Consider the following 21,513-nt stretch of genomic DNA (forward strand, 5'->3'; position numbering starts at 1 on the left):
TCAGGTCACGGGCGCTTGGCGCAGCAGCTCGTGCAGCGGGTCAGCGGCCTGGGGTTCTGGTTGTGAAAGAGCCCGGAGGTAGAATCGGTCATGGCGTATCCACTCTGTTGATTGAGATCTTGGTCGTGATCAATCAACAGGATACGCCACCTTTTCTACCTCCTCCCGTACACCAGAAGTCACCATAGCTCGAGAGTCTCCCAGCCATTGCCCGAACAAGTCGTTTTATCCGCTCTTTGATAACTTTCAGGAATCAATTTCGGCCTTCAGAGTAGCCGTGATCGCCGGCCATCGTGGTGGCCGCCTTGTTCTTGGGTCGTTTGTGGCATCGCCCGGGTGTCAGTTCAGCGCGGTCAGTTTCGGCAGTCCCTTCAGCAAGGTGGGCCACCACTTGTCGGCGGCATTGCCGAGGTGAACGGTGATGCGCCGGGCGTGCAACGACAGCGTGGCAGCGACTTTGAGCACCTGCTCGCGCATCCGTATCAGGCTCCAGCCTTGGTGGGTTTGCCGCTCCAGCAGGCAGCGTAGGCCGTGCAGGACCTGATAGGCGTAGAGGCTCAGCAGCAGGCTCACCTCGTTGCGGGCCATCACATCCTGGACGGTGGAGGCGCCGCGATCCGTCGACGAGAGATGCACGTCGAGCGCCGACTTCACCTCGCCCATGTGCGCCTCGGCGCTGCCGCGCTTGCGGTAGAGCGCCAGGACCTTTTCCGGCGGCCAGTCGAACTTGCCGAGGTTGGTGACCAGGAAAAAGGCATGCAGCAGCAGATCATCGGGGCGTTCCTGCACCACCAGCACCACGCGCCGTGGCGTGGGCCAGGAACCGGCTTGATACTCAAGGTCGTGGCACCACTCACGAAGCTGCTCGGGCGGGCGGCCTCGGGGCCGCTTCAGGTAAGGCGCCGCCAACTTCTGCAGGCTCGTGTGGCTACGCAGCCGGCCCAAGTATTCGATGCCGCGATCTTCCAGCGCCTCCAGCGTGTCGTTGTCGGTGAAACCCGCATCGATGCGCACTCGGACTTGGGCCCCGGTACTCTCGTTGAGCCGCCTGACCAGGTGCGGAATCCAGGTGTCAGCATTCTCGGCCGGGCCGGCATTACCTTCGCGCAGCAGACCACCCACCATGTCGCCGGTTTCGGCCAGCGAGGCGACCAGCGGCGAGTAGATCCGTGCTCCGTAAAGACCATGAAACGCCGAGCCGCCCTGATGGCCGTGGACCTCGATCGGCAGGCCGTCGATGTCCAGCGTCAGCTGCTCGGGGCGTTCGCCATGCTTCAGCGAGGTAAGACGCCAGACCACCAGTCGCAGCAGGCCTTCGTGCACGGCATCGATGTTGTCGTTGCGCCCGAGGCACGTCAGCAGCCGCGACAGCGTGGCTTGAGACGGCCGATCCTGGGCCAGTGGCGTCATCCCGCGAGCATCGCTGCAAGCCAACTGCCAGAGCGGGTCACAGCGCAGCGTGTCGGTATCGCTGAGGTCGATCCAGCCCATCGCGCGCTGCAGCACCAGGGTGCGCAGCTGGCTGGCCAGCGAATGACGGATACGCAGCGGGTGGCGCCGGTCGACCAGATTGTCCTCCAGCGCATCGATCACGCCGCTGTTGTCGAGGGCTTCACGCAGCAGCAGAGCGCCGCTGTCGCTGGTGGTGCGCTGGCCATCAAGCTCAACGCGGATGGACCCGTTGCAGGACGGGATCCAGGGAGATAGGCTTTCACCCATGGCGGATGGTCCTCTGGAATCAGGTTCTTGCCGGAACGTTCTGATTTCTCAAGAGAATACCATCCGTCATCTTTGTTTTCAGGCCTTCCTCATGAATAAGGCAGGCTGAGTATTCACCCAGGAACACCTGTGCCGGTGTGCGATAACCGAGTCGCTTTCGGGGGCGGTCATTCAGCTTCCTGACCACCTTGCGCAGCTCGGCATCGGTGACCTGCCCTATCCGTCAACGTAGTTGTCAGTGTGCCCTGAAGGCTGAGCACGAGGAGCGTGCCAGCCATGCTGTATCTGCGATGAGGGAGGGCCCCTCGGATACGCCGATCAGGCGGTGTTTCCAAACCACCCTGAGCTGCTGGCGTAAAGAGCGCTGGTGGTGAGCGTCAGAGGAAAAGGCGAGGCGAGACCTTGTCAGGTATGAATGGCGGAGACGAACGAAAGTGAACCACCGACGAAATGTCGATAATTGCGACCGATATCAAAACCAGAGTCTTGTCAATGCTCTGGGACAAGTCAGGCGGCTACCTGAATGCGGGCCTGGCGGTATCCGGCATAGAGGTGGCGTGACCGTTATTCAGGCGCAGATACGGAACAGGGGAACCTGTCACGTCGATGCCAAGGGAGCGATTCAATCAGAAACCCTGAGAGAATCTGAGTACCAATGCGACGTACAGGGGCGGAGTCGTGCGTAGTAGTGATGAAAAGGCTGTAATGGCCTTGGAGCGAAGGCACGGCCCTATCCAGCCGGAGCAAGGAGACAACTGTCATGAGGCAGGATGACCTTCAGGTGACGGCAAAGCCTTTCGAGATACCCAAGCGGACGCTTTGGGAGGCATGGAAACGCGTGGCGGCCAACAGAGGTGCGCCGGGCGTCGACAAGGAGAGCATCCCAGCCTTTCAGGATAAGCTTGGTCCCAATCTGTACAAGTTGTGGAACCGCATGAGTTCGGGCAGCTATCATCCCGCACCTGTCCGCCAAGTTCTGATACCGAAAGGTGACGGGCAGTTTAGGCCGCTGGGGATTCCCACGGTCACCGACAGAGTTGCGCAGATGGCAGTAAAGATGATCCTAGAGCCCAGGCTAGAAAGGCTCTTCCATGCGTCTTCATTCGGCTATCGCCCGGGGCGTGGTGCACACCAGGCGGTGATGCAAGCACGTCGAAATTGCTGGCGATATGACTGGGTGGTAGATCTGGATATGAAGGCATTCTTCGATACCATCGATCATGATCTACTGATGAAAGCGGTGGAGAAGCACGTGCCTGAGCCCTGGATTCGTCTTTATATTCGTCGCTGGCTAAAAGCACCAGTGATACGGGAAGATGGAACGCAAGTAGAGAGGGATAGAGGCACGCCACAAGGCGGGGTCATTTCACCAATCTTGGCAAACCTTTTCCTGCATTATGCCTTTGATGTCTGGATGGCACGCACGTTTCCCCATCTTCCCTTTGAAAGGTACGCCGACGATGTGGTTTGCCACTGTCGGACAAAGGATGAAGCGGAGGCACTGCTGACCGCTTTGCATCATAGGATGAGCGAATGCCGGTTGGAGTTGCATCCTGAGAAGACTAAAATAGTGTACTGCAAGGACGGCCGCCGAAAGGGTGGTCACCCGCATACTCGCTTCGATTTTCTGGGATTCAGCTTTCACGCGAGAACCGTGCAGGACAAGCAGGGAAATCTGTTTACTGGGTTCAATCCCGGGGTGAGCCGCAAGGCACTTAAGCGGATACATGAAACGCTCCGACGTATGAATATCAATCGAGCGACATGGGCTGACCTTCGTCAACTGGCGGATTGGCTCAACCCCATGGTGCGAGGATGGGTGACATATTACGGAAAGTTTTATCCGCAGCCTCTGGCACGAGCGCTGGTGAAGATCGATCTCCGTCTTGGCCGTTGGGCACGCAACAAGTACAAGCGATTGAGAGGGCATAAGCGTCGTTCATGGGCCTGGGTAAAGAAGGTTCGTGAGGCGCAGCCAACGCTCTTTGCGCACTGGGAGTTCGTCTACTCGTAGAAGGCCGGGTAGGAAGAGCCGTATGAACCGAGAGGTTCACGTACGGTTCTGTGAGAGCCTGAGGGGGTGGTTCCCTCGGGCTACTCGACCCTAAACAGATTGAGAGGTGATCAACGTGCGTTACTCCCCGGAACGTAAGGAAGCCATCCTTCAGAAGATGGCACCGCCCATGAGCCTGACCGTCCCGGAACTGGCCGAGCAGGAAGGCATCTCGGCGGCAACCCTCTACAATTGGCGGAAACAGGCCAGAGTACGAGGACAGGTTTTGCCATCACGTTCTACCAAGCCCGATCAGTGGACCAGCCAGGAGAAGTTCCAGATTGTCCTGGAGACGGCTCCGATGAACGAGGCCGAACTCAGCGCCTACTGCCGTGAGCGTGGGCTCTACCCCGAGCAGGTGGAGGCCTGGCGGGATACCTGCATGAACGCCAACGCCGATGCGGCTCAGCAGGCCAAGCAGATCCGTCAGACACGCAAGGAAGAGCAGAAGCGGCTACGCAAGCTGGAGCGTGAGCTGCACCGCAAGGACAAGGCACTTGCTGAGACGGCGGCCCTGCTGGCCCTGTCAAAAAAAGCCGAGGCGATCTGGGGCACGAACAACGACGAGGACGACTGACCAGCCTCCCGGATCGCCAGCGCATCGTGACTCTGGTGCAAGACGCCCAGTGCGACGGTGCTCGGCTGGCCAAGGCCTGTCAGGTGATGGGCATCAACGTGCGCACCTACTACCGCTGGGTCGCTGAGGGCGAGGTGACGGCTGACCGCCGTCCCGATGCCGACCGCCCGGAGCCGGCAAACAAGCTGCCTCCCGAGGAGCGAGAGGCGGTTGTAGCACTGTGCAACGCCCCGGAATATCGGAGCCGCCCTCCGGCCTTCATCGTGGCCGATCAGGCCGACAAGGGGCGCTACCTGGCTTCGGAGTCGACGATGTACCGAGTGCTTCATGAGTACGACCAGCAACATCATCGAGGTCGCCAGCAGGTCCCTCAGCGCAAGCGTCCGCCGACCACACACCAGGCCACAGCGCCAAACCGACTTTGGTGCTGGGACATTTCGTGGCTGCCGGGCCCTGCACGCGGCACCTGGTGGTACCTGTACCTGATCATGGATGTATTCAGCCGTAAGATCGTCGGGCACGAGGTCCATGAAGCCGAAACCGGCGAACTGGCCGCCGAGCTGATCCAGAAGGCCTGCTGGCGTGAGCACCTGACAGGCCGTCATAAGCCATTGATTCTGCACTCAGATAATGGCAGCCCGATGAAGGCGGCAACCTTTCTGGAGAAGCTGTACGACCTGGGCATTACTTCGTCGTATAGCCGGCCAAGGGTCAGCAACGACAACGCCTTCGCCGAGTCGGCCTTCAAGACGCTGAAGTACCGGCCGAGCTTCCCGACCGACGGCTTCGCGACGCTTGCCGAGGCGCAGGACTGGGTCCAGCAATTTACCGAGTGGTACAACCATGAGCACCGCCACAGCGCCCTTCGTTATGTCACCCCAGGCCAGCGCCACAGCGGCGAGGCCGAGGGCATTCTGGCGAAGCGCCGGGAAGTCTTTGAGGCCGCAAAGCAGCGTCATCCAGAACGCTGGTCAGGTGACATCCGGAACCTCAGCTTGCCAGAAGTGGTGCACCTGAATCCCGAGCAGGAGTCGGTGCCACAGGCAGCAGGATTTTAAAGAACCAGAACCATTTCATGTGCCAACTATGTTGACAGGCTCCGGCCAAGCTCTCTGCCGATTTGTCGCTGGCTCACGCCCAGGTCATAGCGGGCGTGGATCTGGTATCGTTGGGTCTGGGTCAGCTGTCGGTATCCCATGCTCTGCTTCACTTTGGTCGGTAAAGCCGGGAGGGTACCGGCGCTGGCCCTCCTGCTTCTACCGGTTGGTCCAAAGCGCTGCGGTTATTCTATGAATCCAGGGATAAAAAGCGGCATGGCACATAAAGACGAATCTCAATTGGTTCAACGCATCGTGATCGTGGCAGGTTATGCCAATTCTCTGGTTAACTTCCGCGGCCCCTTGGTCAAAGCCCTCTGCGATGCCGGCATTGAAGTCCACGCCGTTGCTCCAGGCCTGCGCGCTGATCAGGAAACTTGCCGCTGGCTGGAGTCCTGGGGCGTTATCACTCATGACGTCGCCATGCAGCGTACCGGAACCAACCCGCTGAGGGATCTTAGCTCACTACGCTCCCTCTATCAGCTCTTCCGCGAGATCAAGCCCGATGCGGTACTCGTTTATACCATTAAGCCGGTGATCTACGGCACGTTGTCGGCCTGGCTGGCCAGGGTGCCGCAGCGTTTCGCGCTGATTACCGGGCTGGGGTATGCCTTCACGGGGGAAGCACGTGGTAAGCGCAGGCTGGTGCAGTGGCTAGTCCGCCGTCTGTATACCCAGGCGCTGGCGCGGGCGAATCGCGTGTTTTTCCAGAACCCGGATGACGAGGCACTGTTTCGCCAGCTTGGCTTGCTCTCTGATGCGGTGCCGTCTCAGGTGGTCAATGGCTCGGGGATCGACACGGCGCATTTCGTTGTATCGCCACCCCCTGAGGGCTTACCACGCTTTCTGCTGATTGCCCGCTTGCTGGGTGACAAGGGGGTGCGTGAATATGTGGCCGCGGCGGCTCAGGTGCGCAAGCAGTATCCCGATATACTGTTCAGCTTAGTGGGCGATATCGACGCCAATCCGGATTCCATTACCCGTGATGAGCTGGATGAGTGGATCGAGGCGGGACACATCGAGTATCTGGGGGGGCTGAGCGATGTTCGCCCGGCCATCGCGGCGGCAAGTGTCTACGTGCTGCCCAGCTACCGCGAGGGTACACCGCACACGGTGCTTGAAGCCATGGCCATGGGCCGCCCCATCATCACCACCGATGCCCCGGGTTGCCGTGAAACAGTGATGGAGGACGACAACGGTTACCTGGTACCGGTCAAGGCGGTTGACAAGCTGGCGGAGGCGATGCTGCGCTTTCTCCGTAGGCCTGAGCGGGTGGCAAAAATGGGTGCGCGCTCCCGAGCCATTGCCGAGGAAAAGTACGACGTGCACAAGGTTAACGCTGCCATGCTGGAGGGAATGGGCATCGAGGTGGCGGCCCCTGAATTGGGGTAACTCCACTTTCAGCTACTTCCCGATGTGCTCTCTCTAGGCCTCCACCGACTGGTGCTCCTGGGCAAGATCACTCAGCATAGATAGGGCCGCTTCAGGATGCCGTGGAGTAGCGGCTGCATCCTGTCTATCGATTGTTGGATATCCAGCCTGCCATCGCCATGGATGCCAAGCGTGCTTGTAACGTGCTCCGCCTGGGCTGATCCACGCTCACCGTCTCTTTGACTTCGATGGACTGACATGCTCAAACGTCTTTTCGATATCATTGCCGCGCTCTGCAGCTTAGTGATACTTGCGCCTGTGATCCTGGTCGTGACCCTTCTGATCCGCTGGAGGCTGGGGGCCCCTGTCCTGTTTCGTCAGGCCCGGCCAGGCCTGCATGGCAAGCCTTTCGAGATAGTCAAGTTCCGCACCATGCTGGATCCCCACGACAAGGATGGCAACACTCTGCCCGACGAGCAGCGTATGACTCGGCTGGGAACCTTGCTACGTTCGACCAGCCTGGACGAACTACCGGAGCTGTGGAATGTGCTTAAAGGTGAGATGAGCCTGGTGGGGCCACGTCCGCTGCTGATGGAATACCTACCACTCTATAGTAAGGAGCAATACCGTCGCCATGAGGTTCGACCGGGGGTAACAGGATGGGCTCAGGTCAAGGGGCGCAATACCTTGACCTGGGATGAGAAATTCAAGTTCGATGTCTGGTACGTAGATAACCGTACATTCTGGCTCGACATTCGCATCCTGCTATTGACCATCAGGAAAGTGCTTCAGCGTGAGGGTATTTCAGGTCATGGTCACGTCACCATGGCCCCCTTTACGGGAAACCGGCCCCCTTCGGATCGCTTCTGAGCACTAGCTGGTCAGCGTGTCTAGAGCTTTTTACCTTTCCTTCCCAGAGAGTGTGCCCATGAACGATGTGAACTTTGCCCCTTGGCCCGACTTCGACGAGGAGGTAATCCAGGCGGTGCGGCGTGTCCTGTCGTCGAAGCGGGTGAATTACTGGACGGGTGACGAGGGCCGACAATTCGAGACTGAGTTTGCATCGTTTGTCGGTGTCCGTCATGCCATTGCGGTGTCCAACGGCACGACTGCACTGGACTTGGCGCTATATGGCCTGGGCATAGGCCACGGCGATGACGTGATTGTAACGTCACGCACGTTCATAGCCTCGGTATCGAGTATCGTTACGGCTGGGGCCAACCCGGTGTTCGCCGATGTAGACCGGGATTCCCAGGTGATTACGGCCGATACCGTTCTTCCCCTGATCACATCTCGCACGAAGGCGATCATCGCTGTTCATTTGGCTGGTTGGCCTTGCGAGATGGACGAGCTCATGGCGCTGGCCGAGTTGTATGGCCTCGTCGTCATCGAGGATTGCGCCCAGGCTCATGGCGCTACCTATCGTGGCCGTTCGGTCGGCAGTCTGGGCCATGTTGCTGCGTGGTCCTTCTGCCAGGACAAGATCATGACTACGGGGGGAGAGGGTGGCATGGTGACGACCGATGACGAGACGCTATGGTGTCGCATGTGGGCCTACAAGGATCATGGCAAGAGCTGGGATGCCATTTACGAACGGGTCCACCCGCCAGGATTCCACTGGGTGCATGAATCGTTCGGCACCAACTGGCGCTTGACCGAAATGCAATCGACTATCGGGCGTGTCCAGTTGGGACATATGGCGGTATGGACGGCGAGACGCCGCAGCAACCTGAAATCGCTATGGGTAGCGGCGAGGCGATGTCGGGGCCTTCGTGTACCCATTGTGCCCGATTGGGTCGGTCATGCCGGATACAAGGGATATGTGTTCGTGGAGCCTGAGGCGCTTAGGGCGGAGTGGAGTCGAGACCGTATCCTCCAGGAAATCACTCGTCGCGGTGTCCCCTGCTTCAGCGGCTCCTGCTCGGAGGTCTACTTGGAAAGGGCGTTCGATAGTACTGGCTGGCGGCCGATGCAGCGCCTGCCGGTCGCTCGTGAGTTGGGAGAGACGAGCCTGATGTTTCTCGTACATCCTACGCTCAGTGAGGCAGCCATTGATCGGATGGGCCAAGTGTTGCAAGAGGTAATGGCCGAGGCGACGACATTGAAGGCACCCACCCGGGTGATGGGGTAGGAGATACCCGATATTACCACATCTCAAAGGATAACGACCGTGACCTTTTCCCAAGTAACTCCACCATCGAGACCGAAGCACCACAGTGACGGCGATGAGCGCCGGGGCAAAGCACATGCCATACCCGCCTATTTCGGGTACCAGACTTATGGACTCCATCTCGTCTCGCAACTGGAATTGCCGGAACTGTTGCCGTCGACCATTCGGCCGGATCGTGATGTCGATATTCTGACGCAGACATTACCCACCTGAAGCAGGCAACGGGACATGGTGACTGGATGCAGCTTGGTGAATTGTGTTGCCAGATGACAATTCCGGGTGCCGCACGATACCACGTGGATGCAGGACATCGTATCGTCGTGGATCGACGCCGGCCTGAATCGGACTCTGGATGTGATGCTGGAGACGTTCGCTTGTATCTGCTGGGAACCGCCCTGGGAGCGTTGCTTCATCAGCGCCACTGGTTCCCGCTGCATGTCAGTGCCCTGGCGACGCCATCCGGGGCGTGGGCATTTACCGGAGAGTCAGGCGCTGGCAAGTCGACCCTTGCCGCCTGGTTGCATCATCATTGCGGATGGCCGTTGATCAGCGATGATGTGGCGGTCGTGAAGCCAGGAGAGATGATACCCAGGCTGCATCCCGGTCCGCCTCGCCTCAAGTTGTGGCAGGATGCACTTGCGATGTTGGGCATCGGTACACACGGTTGGTTCGTGACCTGAGCCGCATAGAAAAGTACCACTTGACCCAACATCAAGGCTTCCAGTCCGCCCCCATGCCATTGAAGGCGCTGGTCGTGCTGGAGCGGGGGCAGCCTGGAGAGGTTGCAATACTCGAACGGCTGAAGGGAGTGGCTGCGTTCAAGGTTGTCATGGGATCGCTTTATCGGCCTGAACTGGCCAAAGCTTTTCAGGAGCCCCAGCGCTTGATGCATCATGCGACGCGCCTGGCTGAGCAGGTGCGGGTGTATCGGTTCCGACGGCCTTGGGTATTGCATGACATGGGTGCCTTGGTGTCGCCATTGATGGCACAGATCCATGAGGTCGAGCCCAATGATATTTGATGTCTCATCCTTACCGGCAACGCTCCGCCTGTTGATCCTGTTGTCCCGTCTGCATCTGATAGAGTCCCAGAAGCAGGATGCTCTGCGCCTGTGCCTGGACATCGAAGATTGGGGTCCGGTAGCAGAGGAAGCTAGACGTCATTTTGTATTGCCGTTGGTCTATCGCCATCTGAACGAACTTAGGCCACAGACAATGCCCCACGAGGTATTGGAACGGATGCATCGAGATAGCGTCGCCATCATCCAGCATAACCTGTGTGTTGCTGCGGTTATGCAACACTTGGTCCGGGAGGTGCTGGAGCCACTCAGGATTCCCCACTTGTTCTTTAAGGGGCCGGCTCTGGCGGCTAGTTACTATGGTGACCCGGCGGGTCGTTTCTGTCGCGATATCGACCTGCTGGTATCTCATGGGGATATGGTGGCGTTGCTGGAAATGGCTATTCGGTCTGGTTATCGGTTGTTGGAGCCCGAAGGGATTGCTGCCGACCGGCAGAGCCTGGCGTTTGCGGTCGATGCTCACCCCGTTATTACCTTGGTGTCGCCCCAGGGGGTTCCCGTCGAACTGCATCGTCGTCTAGATAAGATGGGAGCGATCTACGACACGGGCTCGCTGCTATCCAATGTGGAGAATCTACCATGGGGAAATGCGTCTCTGTCGGTGATGCCGACGGATGAGTTGTTCGTCTATGTGTGTCTTCATCATACCCGTCATCGATGGTCTCACTTGCACTGGTTGGTCGATCTCGACGCCATTCAGCGTAGCGCCGGATTCAACTCAGCAAAAGTGCAGCACTGCGCCCGGCAGCGGGGCTTGACCGCAACGGTGGATGCTGCACTGGAGCTTTATCGAGCATGCAGCCTAATAGGGAATTCCGAGGTGTCGTTACCGGATACCCCTGGTCGGGAACTGTTGTGTGCCTGCTTGACCAATTTGCAGGGCGACCGCCAAACCGAACTGGCACAACGGCGCAAAAATATTAGCATGGATTTCGCCTTTTCCTGGCAAGTCACCATGGTACATCGTTGGGCCTGCTGTTGGAGGAAATGGTGTCTGATGTGTCGTCCGAGTTACATGGATTACCGGCGTTTTCCGTTGCCTCCCCGATGGCGATGGCTCTATTGGTTGATGCGCCCCTGGCGCTACTTGCTCAAGCGGCTGGTCTGACACCCTGTCGTTGAGTTATCTTCCTGTTCGTGCTGTTCCTGCCTTTCAGATCGAGTGGAAAAAGCAGTCCGTTGATGAGGTCACATATGTCTAGGGATACCCATGTCACGAAAATTGTGAACCACGATCTGGTACGTGTGTTCCTGATCACCGGTGGGGCCGGATTCATCGGTTCGGCTGTTGTTCGCGAGCTGATTGCCAGCACCCGCCATCGGGTCATCAACATTGATAAGCTGACCTACGCTGGTAACCTGGAATCTCTCGAGAGTGCCGGCAACCACCCTCGGTATCATTTCGTGCACGCGGATATTATCGATGCAGAGGCTATGCGCCAAGCGTTCGACAGATTCCAACCGGATATCGTTATGCATCTTGCCGCTGAGAGTCATGTGGATCGGTCGATTGATGGGCCGATGGAATTCGTTCGTACCAACCTCCTGGGGACAGCGGTACTGCTGGAAGAGGCACACCGTTACTGGATGCAGCTGCGGTCGAGAGACCCCGTCAGAGCTGCAGCATTTCGTTTCCACCATGTCTCTACCGATGAGGTCTACGGTGATCTGGGCGGTCCGGAGGGGCGCTTCACGGAAACAAGCCCATATGGACCCAGTTCTCCGTATTCGGCCAGCAAGGCCGGATCCGATCATCTCGTTCGGGCTTGGCAACGAACCTTTGGTTTGCCCACTCTGGTGACTCACTGCTCCAACAACTATGGACCTTACCAATTCCCTGAAAAGCTGATTCCATTGATGATTCTGAATGGACTGGATGGAAAGTCACTCCCTGTTTACGGAGACGGCCAGCAGGTCCGGGACTGGCTTTATGTGGAAGACCACGCTCGCGCGCTTATCCGTGTTGCCGGTGAGGGCCGGGTTGGGGAAACCTACAACATTGGGGGTGATGAAGAGCGGACCAACCTTGAGGTCGTGGAGAGGCTTTGTGATTTGCTCGACGATATATCGCCGAGACGGAATGGACAGTACCGCGACTTGATGAGATTCGTGGCCGATCGCCCCGGGCACGACCTTCGTTACGCCATTGATGCCTGCAAACTCGAAGCAGAGTTGGGCTGGCGCCCCCTTGAAACCTTCGAATCAGGATTGCGCAAGACGGTGCAGTGGTATCTGACTCATGAAGTATGGTGGCGTCGCGTGTTGGACGGCCGCTATCAGGGACAGCGGCTCGGTGCGGGCACATGACATTGTCACATCGGGTACTGATCACTGGCTCGACGGGACAGGTCGGCTTCGAGCTGGTGAGGCTGAGCTGGCCATTAGGTCAGGTGCTCGCTCCTGGCCGGCAGTTGCTGGATCTGGCGAATGCTGAAGCTGTCGAGTCATGGCTGGAATCGTACCGACCTGACCTGATTCTCAATACTGCCGCTTTTACGGCCGTCGATAGGGCCGAAAGTGACATAGACTTGGCCTGGCGACTGAATGCCCGGTTACCGGCACAGCTGGCAGAGTATTGCGCCCATCATGGCAGCTGTCTGGTTCATTACTCGAGTGATTATGTCTACCCGGGCCAGGGTTCACAAGCATTGCATGAAAGCGACGGAACAGAGCCGCTGAATGCCTATGGACGAACCAAGCTGGCCGGGGACGAAGCAGTCATGGCTAGCAAGTGCCGGTACTGGCTGTTTCGAACAAGTTGGGTATACAGTGCGCGCGGCCACAATTTCATGAAATCTATATTGCGACTGGCTCGCGAGCGCGATTCCCTCCAGATCGTCGACGATCAGGTCGGGGCACCGACACCGGCTCGCCTGATTGCGCAGGTGACCATCCAGGCGCTCATGCATCGAATTCCTGCCGGCTTGTATCATCTGACCACACGTGGTGAGATCAGCTGGCATGGCTTCGCCAGCGAAATTCTGCGCTTGGCGCAATGCAGTGACATGGATCTGCTAATGTCACCTCACGACCTGATTGCCATTCCGGCGGTGGAATATCCCACCCCGGCTCGTCGTCCTCTCAACTCACGGCTGAACATCGGCAAGCTTGAGCAGGCACTGAGACTGCAACTACCCGACTGGCAATCACAACTGGAACTGACCCTGGCTGAATACCTGGTAAACTGATCTTCCGCCAGCGCATTTAGTGGCTGTGGGTCCCTGAATAGGCCACAGGAGTCCAACATGACACGCAAGGGAATCATTTTGGCCGGCGGTACCGGCACGCGGCTGCATCCGATTACTAGGGGTGTGTCCAAGCAACTATTGCCAATTTACGATAAACCGATGATCTATTATCCGGTCTCAGTACTGATGCTGGCAGGTATCCAGGATATTCTGATCATCTCCACGCCATTGGACCTGCCACAATACCAGAAGCTCCTGGGCAGCGGCAACGAGTTTGGACTTCATTTCTCCTATGCCGAGCAGCCAAGTCCGGATGGTCTCGCCCAGGCATTCATCATCGGTGAATCTTTTATCGGGCATGATCCCGTATGCCTCGTACTGGGGGATAATATCTTCCATGGCCCCAATTTTAGTGAGCAGTTACGTCGGGCATCGATGCAATCGCACGGCGCCACGATTTTTGGTTATATGGTCAAAGACCCGGAACGTTTCGGGGTCGTGGAGTTCGATGATCAGGGGCGGGCCATCTCGATAATCGAGAAGCCCAAGGTACCAAAATCCCCTTATGCGGTGACGGGGCTCTATTTCTATGACAATGATGTCGTGGAGATCGCTAGAGCGGTGAGGCCTTCCGAACGGGGAGAGTTGGAAATCACGAGTGTGAACAATGCCTATCTGCAGCGAGGAGATCTCCGAGTGGAGCGCCTGGGACGTGGATTTGCCTGGCTGGATACCGGAACCCACGATAGCTTACTGAGCGCAGGGCATTACGTGCAGACTATCGAGCACCGTCAGGGTCTGAAAGTGGCATGTCTGGAGGAGATCGCTTGGCTTCAGGGCTGGATTAACGAAGACCAGCTCCTCGCGGCCGGCCAGGCGCTTGGTAAAACTGAGTATGGTCAGTATCTGCTTCGACGGGCCAAGGCGTAGCTGCAGTCCGATTCCCCGAAAAGGAGGACAAGCCATGCAGTTCCAGCGACTCGATATTCCCGATGTTGTCCTGATGACGCCTCGTGTGCATGAAGACGTGCGTGGATACTTCGTGGAGACCTTTCGACAGGATCTCTTCGACTCTTACTGCGGCCATCATACATTCGTGCAGGATAACCACAGCCGATCGAATCAGGGCATTCTCCGTGGCTTGCATTACCAGTGGAAGTATCCCCAGGGTAAATTGGTACGGGTAACGCGTGGAGAGGTGTTTGATGTAGCAGTAGACCTTCGTGAGAGTTCACCGACGTTTGGGCGATGGGTGGGCGTTTATCTCAACGATGGCAACAAACAAATGCTATGGATTCCAGCTGGTTTTGCCCATGGATTCTACGTAATCAGTGAGGAAGCGGAGTTCCAGTATAAGTGCACCGACTATTATGTCCCTGGCGATGAATACAGCCTACATTGGAATGATCCTGACTTGGCCATTACCTGGCCTCTGATCTATGGAAGTTCTCCCGTGCAGACCGAGAAAGATGCCGGTGGCCATGGGTTGTCGACGGCGCCGCGGTTTGTCTGACGTGCACTTAGTATGTAAAGCGCTCCACCAACCCTATCTATCTACTGAATCCGTGAGCTCGGCACCCTGATGTGCTGATAACCCCCTTACCTACATTGTAATATCACGATAAACGTCCTTACCCACCTGGATTCATAGAATAACCGCAGCGCTTTGGACCAACCGGTAGAAGCAGGAGGGCCAGCGCCGGTACCCTCCCGGCTTTACCGACCAAAGTGAAGCAGAGCATGGGATACCGACAGCTGACCCAGACCCAACGATACCAGATCCACGCCCGCTATGACCTGGGCGTGAGCCAGCGACAAATCGGCAGAGAGCTTGGCATCCACAGCAGCACGATCAGCCGTGAGCTGCGCCGCAATGCCTCCTCCAAGGGCTACCATCCCGAGCAGGCCCAGTCTCGCAGTGATCACCGGAGACGCACCGCCTGGAAGTGGACGAAGCGCTTGCCCAGCATGATCGCCGCCGTTGCCGACCGACTGCGTGAGGAGTGGAGCCCGGAACAGATCAGCGGTTTCATGGCGCCCTTGGCCGGCGTAGGCGTCAGCCACCAGTGGGTCTACTCCTTGATCTGGGATGACAAGGCGCAGGGTGGCGATCTCTGGCGGTATCTCCGTCAGCCCAAGCGGCGCAGCAAGCACCGCGCCCAGGCCAAGAGCGCAGGTCTCGGCAAGATTCCCCACCGCGTGGGCATCGAGCATCGCCCAACTGAGGTCGATGAGAGGCTCTTCATCGGGCACTGGGAGGGCGATACCGTGATCCATGGGCACAAGCAATCAGGGCTGGTCACGCTGGTAGAGCGTCGGAGTGGCTACCTGCTGGCGGCACGGCTGCCCAGGATTTCAGCGGAGCTGACGCAAGCGGCCATGGTCCAGTTACTGAAACCTCGCCGAGGTGCTGTACAGACCATCACCCTGGATAACGGCTCGGAGTTCGCCGGCCATGTGGCCGTGGGCAAGGCACTGACCGCAGCGACATTTTTCTGCGACCCCTACTGCTCCGGGCAGCGTGGAAGCAATGAGAACACCAATGGCCTGGTACGGCAGTACTTCCCCAAGGGAACGGACTTCCGGCAGGTCACCGATGCCGAGCTGCGCAAGGTGGTCAGGAAGCTGAATGACCGCCCCCGAAAGCGACTCGGTTATCGCACACCGGCACAGGTGTTCCTGGGTGAATACTCAGGAGCCCTGAACACCGCAGGTGCTGCGCTTATTGCTTGAATTCAGGATTTTTTTGATTGAGAAAAAGTCATGAAAGTATGCTTGGTAAATGATACATCTGACGACAGTAATTGGGGAGGAAGGGCCACTTCGGAGGCACTCCGAGAGCTGATAATCATGTCTGGTGGAACGATTTCATCTACTCTTTATCAATACTCCTTTAGCTCTCCACAAGAGAACGATAAGCTAGAAAAAAAAGAATGCGAAGCCAGCGGAGTGAATGAAGATGTCGCACCGGCTCATTGGGGCGAATTCGAACACTTGGCTCAGTCTGTTATAGATGACGAGGTTTTTAACGATATAGCAACTGCAATATGTAATAGCGATGTGGTTCTGATCAACGGCGAGGGCTGTATCTATGATCGGACCCGGCAGAGTCGCATGATCTTTTTCATCGCTTATCTGGCGAAGCGCTTCTTTGGCAAGCCCACGGCGCTGGTCAACCACAGCATCGTCATGAACGAACCAGTGTTGAGAGAGATCGCGCAGCATGTATATCCGCTGCTGGATGACATAGTGTTTCGCGAGCCCGACTCGGCACTGGCTTGTCCTGCGGGGCAGAGCAGGGTGGCGGCCGATGCTGCCTACCTGTATGAACCGGAGCCTCCCGAGCAGTGGGAACGATCAACGGAGGCAACCAGGGAGCGCAATGGTGCGCTCTGGAGCGGAGGAGCGTTCGACCCACACAAGCCCTATGCCTGCATCGGCGGTGGATCGGTGTATTTCCGCGGACTACGGCCGGAATTAGATGCCATACCTGGCTTAGTCATGCTATGTCGGGAGCTGCAGGGCAGCGTCGGCCAGGTGCTGTTGACTGCCTCGTCAGCGAAGGACCTCCGGATTCTGGAGCCGGTCTCGAAAATGCTCGATCTGCCTCTGGCTGGGGCCTCCCTGCCCATTCAGTGTGCGGTGAATCTTGTGGGCAACGCCCGTGTGTATATCGGTGCCCGCTGGCATCCCAGCATCTTCGCCCATCGTGGAGGCGTGCCGGTTGTCGCCCTTAGCCGCCATACTCCCAAGATGGATGCCTTTCTCAAGCAGGCGGGCATACCGCCAAGTCACCTGGACCCGTTTTCGCTCGAGAATCAGCTCGACGATGTCATAGGCCAGGTGAGGTCGCACCTCGATGCGGGGGAGCAACTCAGAGTGAAGTTGAGGGCAGATGCAACCCGGCTCAGCGAGACGACTAGCGAAAACGTGCGATTGCTGACCTCGAGCTTCGCCCCTTGTGCCTGACTCTTCCTTCTTCCTAACCTCCACTTCTAACCCACGAGATTTCCAGCGATATGGTCATACGCGTCGGTATGCTGGGGATCAGTGACGGCAATGGTCATCCGTTCTCCTTTTCCGCAATCATCAACGGGTATTGCGTGGACGGTTTGCGTGCTGCCGGCTGGCCGGGTATCTACGACTATGTGCGTCGTCGCCATAGCTCGGAGTTCGGGGTAGGAGACCTTCGGGTCACCCATGCTTGGACGCAGCATGCCGAGCAAACGGCGTCGCTTTGTTCGGCTGCCCGCATTCCCTGCGCCGTGGACGCGCCGACGGATATGATCGGGGAGGTGGAAGCCGTGATCATCGCCCGAGACGATCATGCCTCCCACCGGCCGCTGGCCGCCCCCTTTCTGGAGGCCGGCATACCGGTCTTCATCGACAAGCCCCTGACGGTGGATCTCGATGAGCTGCGCTATTTCGCACCCTATCTGGAGCGGGGCCTGCTGATGTCCTGTTCGGGGATGCGCTACGCCCAGGAGCTGGATGCGTGGCGCAGTCGTCAGGTCGATTACGGTGAGCTCAAGCTCGTGCGCGGGACCATCGTCAACGACTGGGAGCGCTACGGCGTGCACCTGCTGGACGCCATCCTGCCGTTGCTGCCATCGCGTCCGGTGTCGGTGCGCGCACTGCCGGGCGAGCACGATTCCCTAGTGATTGCGATGTCGGATGGCGTGTCGATCCATATCGATGCCCTCGGCCAGGTGCCGGTGATCTTCCGTGTTGAGCTGATAGGGAGCCGGCACGTCGGCGGCATCGACATCGCCGACAACTTCACGATGTTCCGGCGCACCCTGTGGGAATTCTGGCGCATGGTCGTCGATCAGCGTCCCGCGATTCCCGCCATGGCAACGCTCGATGTCATTCACACCCTGATCGCCGGCAAACAGGCGCTCCAGACCCGAGAGGAGGTGTCTCTGGATGGATTCGACATTTCGTGACCTGTTCGACCTGAAGGGACGCGTTGCCATCGTGACCGGTGGACTGGGAATCCTGGGGCAGCACTTTTGCCGTGCCCTGGCTGAATATGGAGCGCATGTGGTGGTAGTCGACCTGGACGGTGCCGCGGCCGAGCGGTATGCCGGCCAGCTTGGCCGTGAAACGGGCGTGACCTGCTTTGGCCTGCCGTGCGATGTCAGCAGCGAGGACTCGGTCGAGATGCTGGTGGCAAGCACCCTGGAACGGTTCGGGGCCATCGACATCCTGCACAACAACGCGGCCAGCAAGTCTGACGACCTCGAAGCCTTCTTCGCCCCAGTCGAGGAATACAGTCTCGCCGAATGGCGCAAGATCATGGCCGTCAACCTCGACGGTGTCTTCCTGGTGTCGCGCTGCGTAGGGCGCCACATGATCGAGCAGGGGCGGGGCGGGAGCATCATCCACACAGGTTCCATCTACGGTGAGCTAGGCAGCGATCCGCGTATCTATGCCGGGTCCGAGTACATGGGTGTCCGTATCAACACCCCGCCCGTCTATGCCGCCTCCAAGGCCGGCGTGGCCGGTCTGGCGCGCTACTTGGCGACGAACTGGGCGGAGCATGGAATTCGCGTCAACACTTTGGTCCCTGGGGGTGTACAGAGCGGCCAGAATGCGGAGTTCGTTGCCCGTTACTCCCAACGCGTCCCGCTAGGGCGAATGGGTAGTCCCGAGGATCTGGTGGGGGCGCTGTTGTATTTGGCCTCGGATGCCTCGCGCTATGTGACCGGCCAATGCCTGTTCGTCGACGGAGGCCTTAGTGCCTGGTAACGACACGGAAACAAGGAAACGATGACCATGGCGAACAACCTCACCATCGTGATGTACCACTATGTACGCCCTCTGCGTGGATCCCGCTATCCTGACCTCAAGGCTTTGGAGTTGGAACGTTTCCGTGGTCAACTCGGCTTCATCCAACGCCACTACCACGTGGTCAGCATGGAGGAGGTGATCGCCGCTACTCGTGGCGACGCCTCGTTGCCCGAACGGGCACTCCTGATGACCTTCGATGATGGCTACCGCGATCATTATCAGCACGTGCTGCCGCTACTCGTCGATCGCGGGCTGCAGGGGAGCTTCTTTCCGCCGGTCTGTGCCGTTCGCGACAATCGAATGCTGGACGTTAACAAGATTCACTTCATCCTCGCCAGTGGCGCTAATCCGCGGCAACTGATCGACGAGATATATGCCACCCTCGACGCTAAGCGCACTGAATATAGTTTACCGGGCAACGCGGAATACTTCGCGGCATACTCCAGGGAAAGCCGTTATGACGATCCGCAAGTGACCTTCGTCAAGCGTGTATTGCAGAAGGGGCTACCAAAGTCGTTGCGCGAGCCACTCATCGATCGACTGTTTCGTCGCTTCGTGACCGAGGACGAAAGGGGCTTCGCCGCCGAGCTGTACATGAATTCCGTAGAGCTGCGTGAACTGCGCTCCGCTGGCATGTTTATCGGCAGTCACGGTGACCGGCACCTGTGGTTGAACACTTTATCTGTCGAGGAGCAGCGCCATGAGATTGACGCCAGTCTGGACTTTCTGTCCGAGCTGGGTGTGCTAGCCCATGATTGGGTGATGTGTTACCCCTATGGCGGCTACGACGACAGCCTGCTGGGGATACTGCGCGACAGGCACTGCGCCCTAGGACTGACCGTCGAGGTGGGAGTGGCGGACTTGACCCAACATGACGCATTGCTGCTCCCTCGGCTGGATACCAACGACCTGCCGATTGATGGCAAGGCATTGCCGAATAAATGGACGTGTAACGCTACGACTATATAAGGCTAATTGTAAAGACCTGAGTCACTCTGTCGAAGGCGATAAGGGCATTAAGATGAAAACGATGATGCAACTGCTGGCTGATCTGACTCCTTTGAATCGTGTGATTTGCTCCAGTGATTATGATTATACGATTGAATACATGAAGGGGGTGTTGCCATTCAAAGAAATAAGCTATTCATCGAGCGAAGTTTATAACGGATGGGTGATTCCGCCAAAATGGGACGTTAAAACTGCTCGTATAAGTTTCCAGAGGCGTACAGTATACGATGGGCTTCATCATCCTCTAGCAGTGATGGCATTATCGAAGCCATTTGTGGGAACTGTCGATCGAGAGGAATTACGTCAACACCTTCACTATGATCATCGTTACGAAGATGCTATACCGTTTCATTTTCGACAACTATTTCGCAGCTACGATCGAGACTGGGGATTCTGTGTTCCGCGAACATTTTACGACTCTCTAAAAGAAGGTAGTTATGATGTGGTGATCGAAACTGAGGAAGCTCCAGGAACGCTACGGGTTCTCGACTATACCCTTGAGGGGCGTTCACCCGAAACCATCGTCTTTGGTGCTAACCTGGATCACCCTGGAGTGGCGAATGACGGACTCGCAGGGGTTGCAGTAGGAGTCGCTCTATTCGAAGCATTGCGCCAGCGCAAGCAGCAGACCAATTTCAGCTACCGATTGGTGCTGGCACCGGGTATCATTGGCAATGAATATTATCTTGGGCACTTGTCGGATGAGGAGCGCACACAACTGTTAGAAGGCGTGATGCTGGAGATGCTTGGTTCGCCGACTGAGTTGTCCTTACAATTTTCGCGACACAAGGAATCCAATATAGAGATAGCCTTGGCCGAGGCACTGGAAAAGAGCGGTTGTCGTCACCACACCGGGGCGTTCGAGAGTGCTCTTATTAATGACGAGTATATCTGGGAAGCCTATGGTATTCCCATGGCATCGCTGTCCCGCTTCCCTTATCCGGAATACCACACCGACCTGGATAGTGTGGAACTAATGAGTCAAGCATGTCTTGAAGAGGCAGTGGGAGTACTGTTACAAGCCATTGAGACATTGGAGTCTGGCGGCATCGTAAGAAAACGGTTTTCCGGGAATGTTTGTTTATCCCATCCAGAGTATGATCTTTACATTGACCCTGGCCAGGTCGCCTTTGGTGATATCCCTGATGATGAGCGCCGACGTATGAGACTACTGATGGATATAATTCCAACTTTATCAAGACCTACAAGCATGAACATGCTGGCTGTAAGAGTTGGGCTGCCTTTGGAAAGGGTAGAGGAATATCTTGAGAAGTGGGTTCGGTGTGGATTGTTAGATAGTAAATAAATAAGATAATACCTCAGCTTTGCCAGCGGATATTTACTACTCAGAAGAGAGTATTGTTCACTATAAAATAAGCTCATGATGAGATATTGGTAGGCCCACCGAAGTATGCTGTCTGAAGCCGGCTCAAACTGCCTCAAGCGGCTTCTGTTAAGA

Annotated in this window: 20 protein-coding genes and 2 pseudogenes; 19 read left to right on the forward strand and 3 right to left on the reverse strand. The window is 57.5% G+C overall.

The features are described 5' to 3' along the window. Positions 1-339: 339 nt before the first annotated feature. Positions 340-1,719, reverse strand: coding sequence for an IS1380 family transposase (locus Q427_RS26115; protein ID WP_043518370.1), 1,380 nt, complete (start codon positions 1,717-1,719; stop codon positions 340-342). A gap of 19 nt (positions 1,720-1,738) precedes the next feature. Next, a pseudogene (locus tag Q427_RS37210) lies at positions 1,739-1,933 on the reverse strand (hypothetical protein); the annotation flags it as partial. A gap of 546 nt (positions 1,934-2,479) precedes the next feature. Between Q427_RS37210 and ltrA the strand changes: the two are divergent. Together ltrA and Q427_RS26130 are read left to right on the forward strand one after the other, a co-directional pair. Continuing rightward, positions 2,480-3,733: a group II intron reverse transcriptase/maturase gene (ltrA, locus tag Q427_RS26120; protein WP_043518371.1), complete on the forward strand. Its 1,254-nt coding sequence runs from the start codon at positions 2,480-2,482 to the stop codon at positions 3,731-3,733. 157 nt (positions 3,734-3,890) lie between these two features. Then, a protein-coding gene (locus tag Q427_RS26130) for an IS3 family transposase (protein WP_231613934.1) occupies positions 3,891-5,407 on the forward strand; the annotation gives its coding sequence in 2 pieces (ribosomal slippage) (positions 3,891-4,325 and positions 4,328-5,407; 1,515 coding nt in all). A gap of 29 nt (positions 5,408-5,436) precedes the next feature. Here the strand turns inward: Q427_RS26130 and Q427_RS35765 are convergent. Beyond that, positions 5,437-5,547, reverse strand: a pseudogene (locus Q427_RS35765) (helix-turn-helix domain-containing protein); the annotation flags it as partial. Between the two features lie 91 nt (positions 5,548-5,638). Between Q427_RS35765 and Q427_RS26135 the strand changes: the two are divergent. The 17 genes from Q427_RS26135 to Q427_RS30730 all read left to right on the forward strand — a co-directional run bounded on the left by Q427_RS26135 (position 5,639) and on the right by Q427_RS30730 (position 21,360). Next, positions 5,639-6,838, forward strand: a complete 1,200-nt coding sequence (locus tag Q427_RS26135) for a glycosyltransferase family 4 protein (protein ID WP_231613933.1) — start codon at positions 5,639-5,641, stop codon at positions 6,836-6,838. Positions 6,839-7,075: 237 nt separating this feature from the next. Continuing rightward, positions 7,076-7,687 carry a sugar transferase gene (locus Q427_RS26140; RefSeq protein ID WP_043518374.1) on the forward strand — a complete coding sequence of 204 codons (612 nt, stop codon included), beginning with the start codon at positions 7,076-7,078 and terminating at the stop codon, positions 7,685-7,687. A gap of 58 nt (positions 7,688-7,745) precedes the next feature. Further along, positions 7,746-8,948 (forward strand): DegT/DnrJ/EryC1/StrS family aminotransferase, encoded by a 1,203-nt coding sequence (locus tag Q427_RS26145; protein ID WP_043518376.1) that lies wholly within the window; start codon positions 7,746-7,748, stop codon positions 8,946-8,948. Between the two features lie 39 nt (positions 8,949-8,987). Continuing rightward, positions 8,988-9,200 carry a hypothetical protein gene (locus tag Q427_RS31715; protein ID WP_155833701.1) on the forward strand — a complete coding sequence of 71 codons (213 nt, stop codon included), beginning with the start codon at positions 8,988-8,990 and terminating at the stop codon, positions 9,198-9,200. Between the two features lie 161 nt (positions 9,201-9,361). After that, positions 9,362-9,667, forward strand: a complete 306-nt coding sequence (locus tag Q427_RS29455; protein WP_051496730.1) for a hypothetical protein — start codon at positions 9,362-9,364, stop codon at positions 9,665-9,667. Continuing rightward, positions 9,652-10,008: a hypothetical protein gene (locus Q427_RS29460; protein ID WP_051496731.1), complete on the forward strand. Its 357-nt coding sequence runs from the start codon at positions 9,652-9,654 to the stop codon at positions 10,006-10,008. Before Q427_RS29455 ends, Q427_RS29460 begins: the two co-directional genes overlap by 16 nt. Next, on the forward strand, positions 9,998-11,173 hold the full coding sequence (locus Q427_RS26160; RefSeq protein ID WP_197030828.1) for a nucleotidyltransferase family protein: 1,176 nt from the start codon (positions 9,998-10,000) through the stop codon (positions 11,171-11,173). The genes Q427_RS29460 and Q427_RS26160 overlap by 11 nt, the downstream gene beginning before the upstream one ends. Positions 11,174-11,259: 86 nt before the next feature. Beyond that, positions 11,260-12,372: a dTDP-glucose 4,6-dehydratase gene (gene rfbB, locus Q427_RS26165; protein WP_051496732.1), complete on the forward strand. Its 1,113-nt coding sequence runs from the start codon at positions 11,260-11,262 to the stop codon at positions 12,370-12,372. Beyond that, positions 12,369-13,253, forward strand: coding sequence for a dTDP-4-dehydrorhamnose reductase (gene rfbD / locus Q427_RS26170; protein WP_043518383.1), 885 nt, complete (start codon positions 12,369-12,371; stop codon positions 13,251-13,253). The genes rfbB and rfbD overlap by 4 nt, the downstream gene beginning before the upstream one ends. A 57-nt stretch (positions 13,254-13,310) precedes the next feature. Next, positions 13,311-14,183 (forward strand): glucose-1-phosphate thymidylyltransferase RfbA, encoded by an 873-nt coding sequence (gene rfbA / locus Q427_RS26175; RefSeq protein WP_043518384.1) that lies wholly within the window; start codon positions 13,311-13,313, stop codon positions 14,181-14,183. A gap of 34 nt (positions 14,184-14,217) precedes the next feature. Continuing rightward, positions 14,218-14,766 carry a dTDP-4-dehydrorhamnose 3,5-epimerase gene (rfbC, locus tag Q427_RS26180; RefSeq protein WP_043518387.1) on the forward strand — a complete coding sequence of 183 codons (549 nt, stop codon included), beginning with the start codon at positions 14,218-14,220 and terminating at the stop codon, positions 14,764-14,766. 227 nt (positions 14,767-14,993) lie between these two features. Beyond that, a complete protein-coding gene (locus tag Q427_RS26185; protein ID WP_043518388.1) occupies positions 14,994-15,986 on the forward strand; it encodes an IS30 family transposase in 993 nt (330 codons plus the stop codon). Between the two features lie 117 nt (positions 15,987-16,103). Further along, on the forward strand, positions 16,104-17,222 hold the full coding sequence (locus tag Q427_RS26190) for a polysaccharide pyruvyl transferase family protein (RefSeq protein WP_197030829.1): 1,119 nt from the start codon (positions 16,104-16,106) through the stop codon (positions 17,220-17,222). A gap of 50 nt (positions 17,223-17,272) precedes the next feature. Next, a complete protein-coding gene (locus Q427_RS26195) occupies positions 17,273-18,199 on the forward strand; it encodes a Gfo/Idh/MocA family oxidoreductase (protein WP_051496733.1) in 927 nt (308 codons plus the stop codon). Further along, positions 18,180-19,004 (forward strand): SDR family NAD(P)-dependent oxidoreductase, encoded by an 825-nt coding sequence (locus Q427_RS26200; protein WP_043518390.1) that lies wholly within the window; start codon positions 18,180-18,182, stop codon positions 19,002-19,004. The genes Q427_RS26195 and Q427_RS26200 overlap by 20 nt, the downstream gene beginning before the upstream one ends. 27 nt (positions 19,005-19,031) lie before the next feature. After that, entirely contained in the window at positions 19,032-20,015 is a 984-nt protein-coding gene (locus Q427_RS26205) for a polysaccharide deacetylase family protein (protein ID WP_043518406.1), read from the forward strand. A 52-nt stretch (positions 20,016-20,067) separates the two neighbouring features. Continuing rightward, complete coding sequence (locus tag Q427_RS30730; protein ID WP_043518391.1) at positions 20,068-21,360, forward strand: DUF4910 domain-containing protein; 1,293 nt, start codon at positions 20,068-20,070, stop codon at positions 21,358-21,360. The last annotated feature ends 153 nt before the right edge of the window (positions 21,361-21,513 follow it).

It is taken from the genome of Halomonas sp. BC04, from assembly GCF_000568385.1.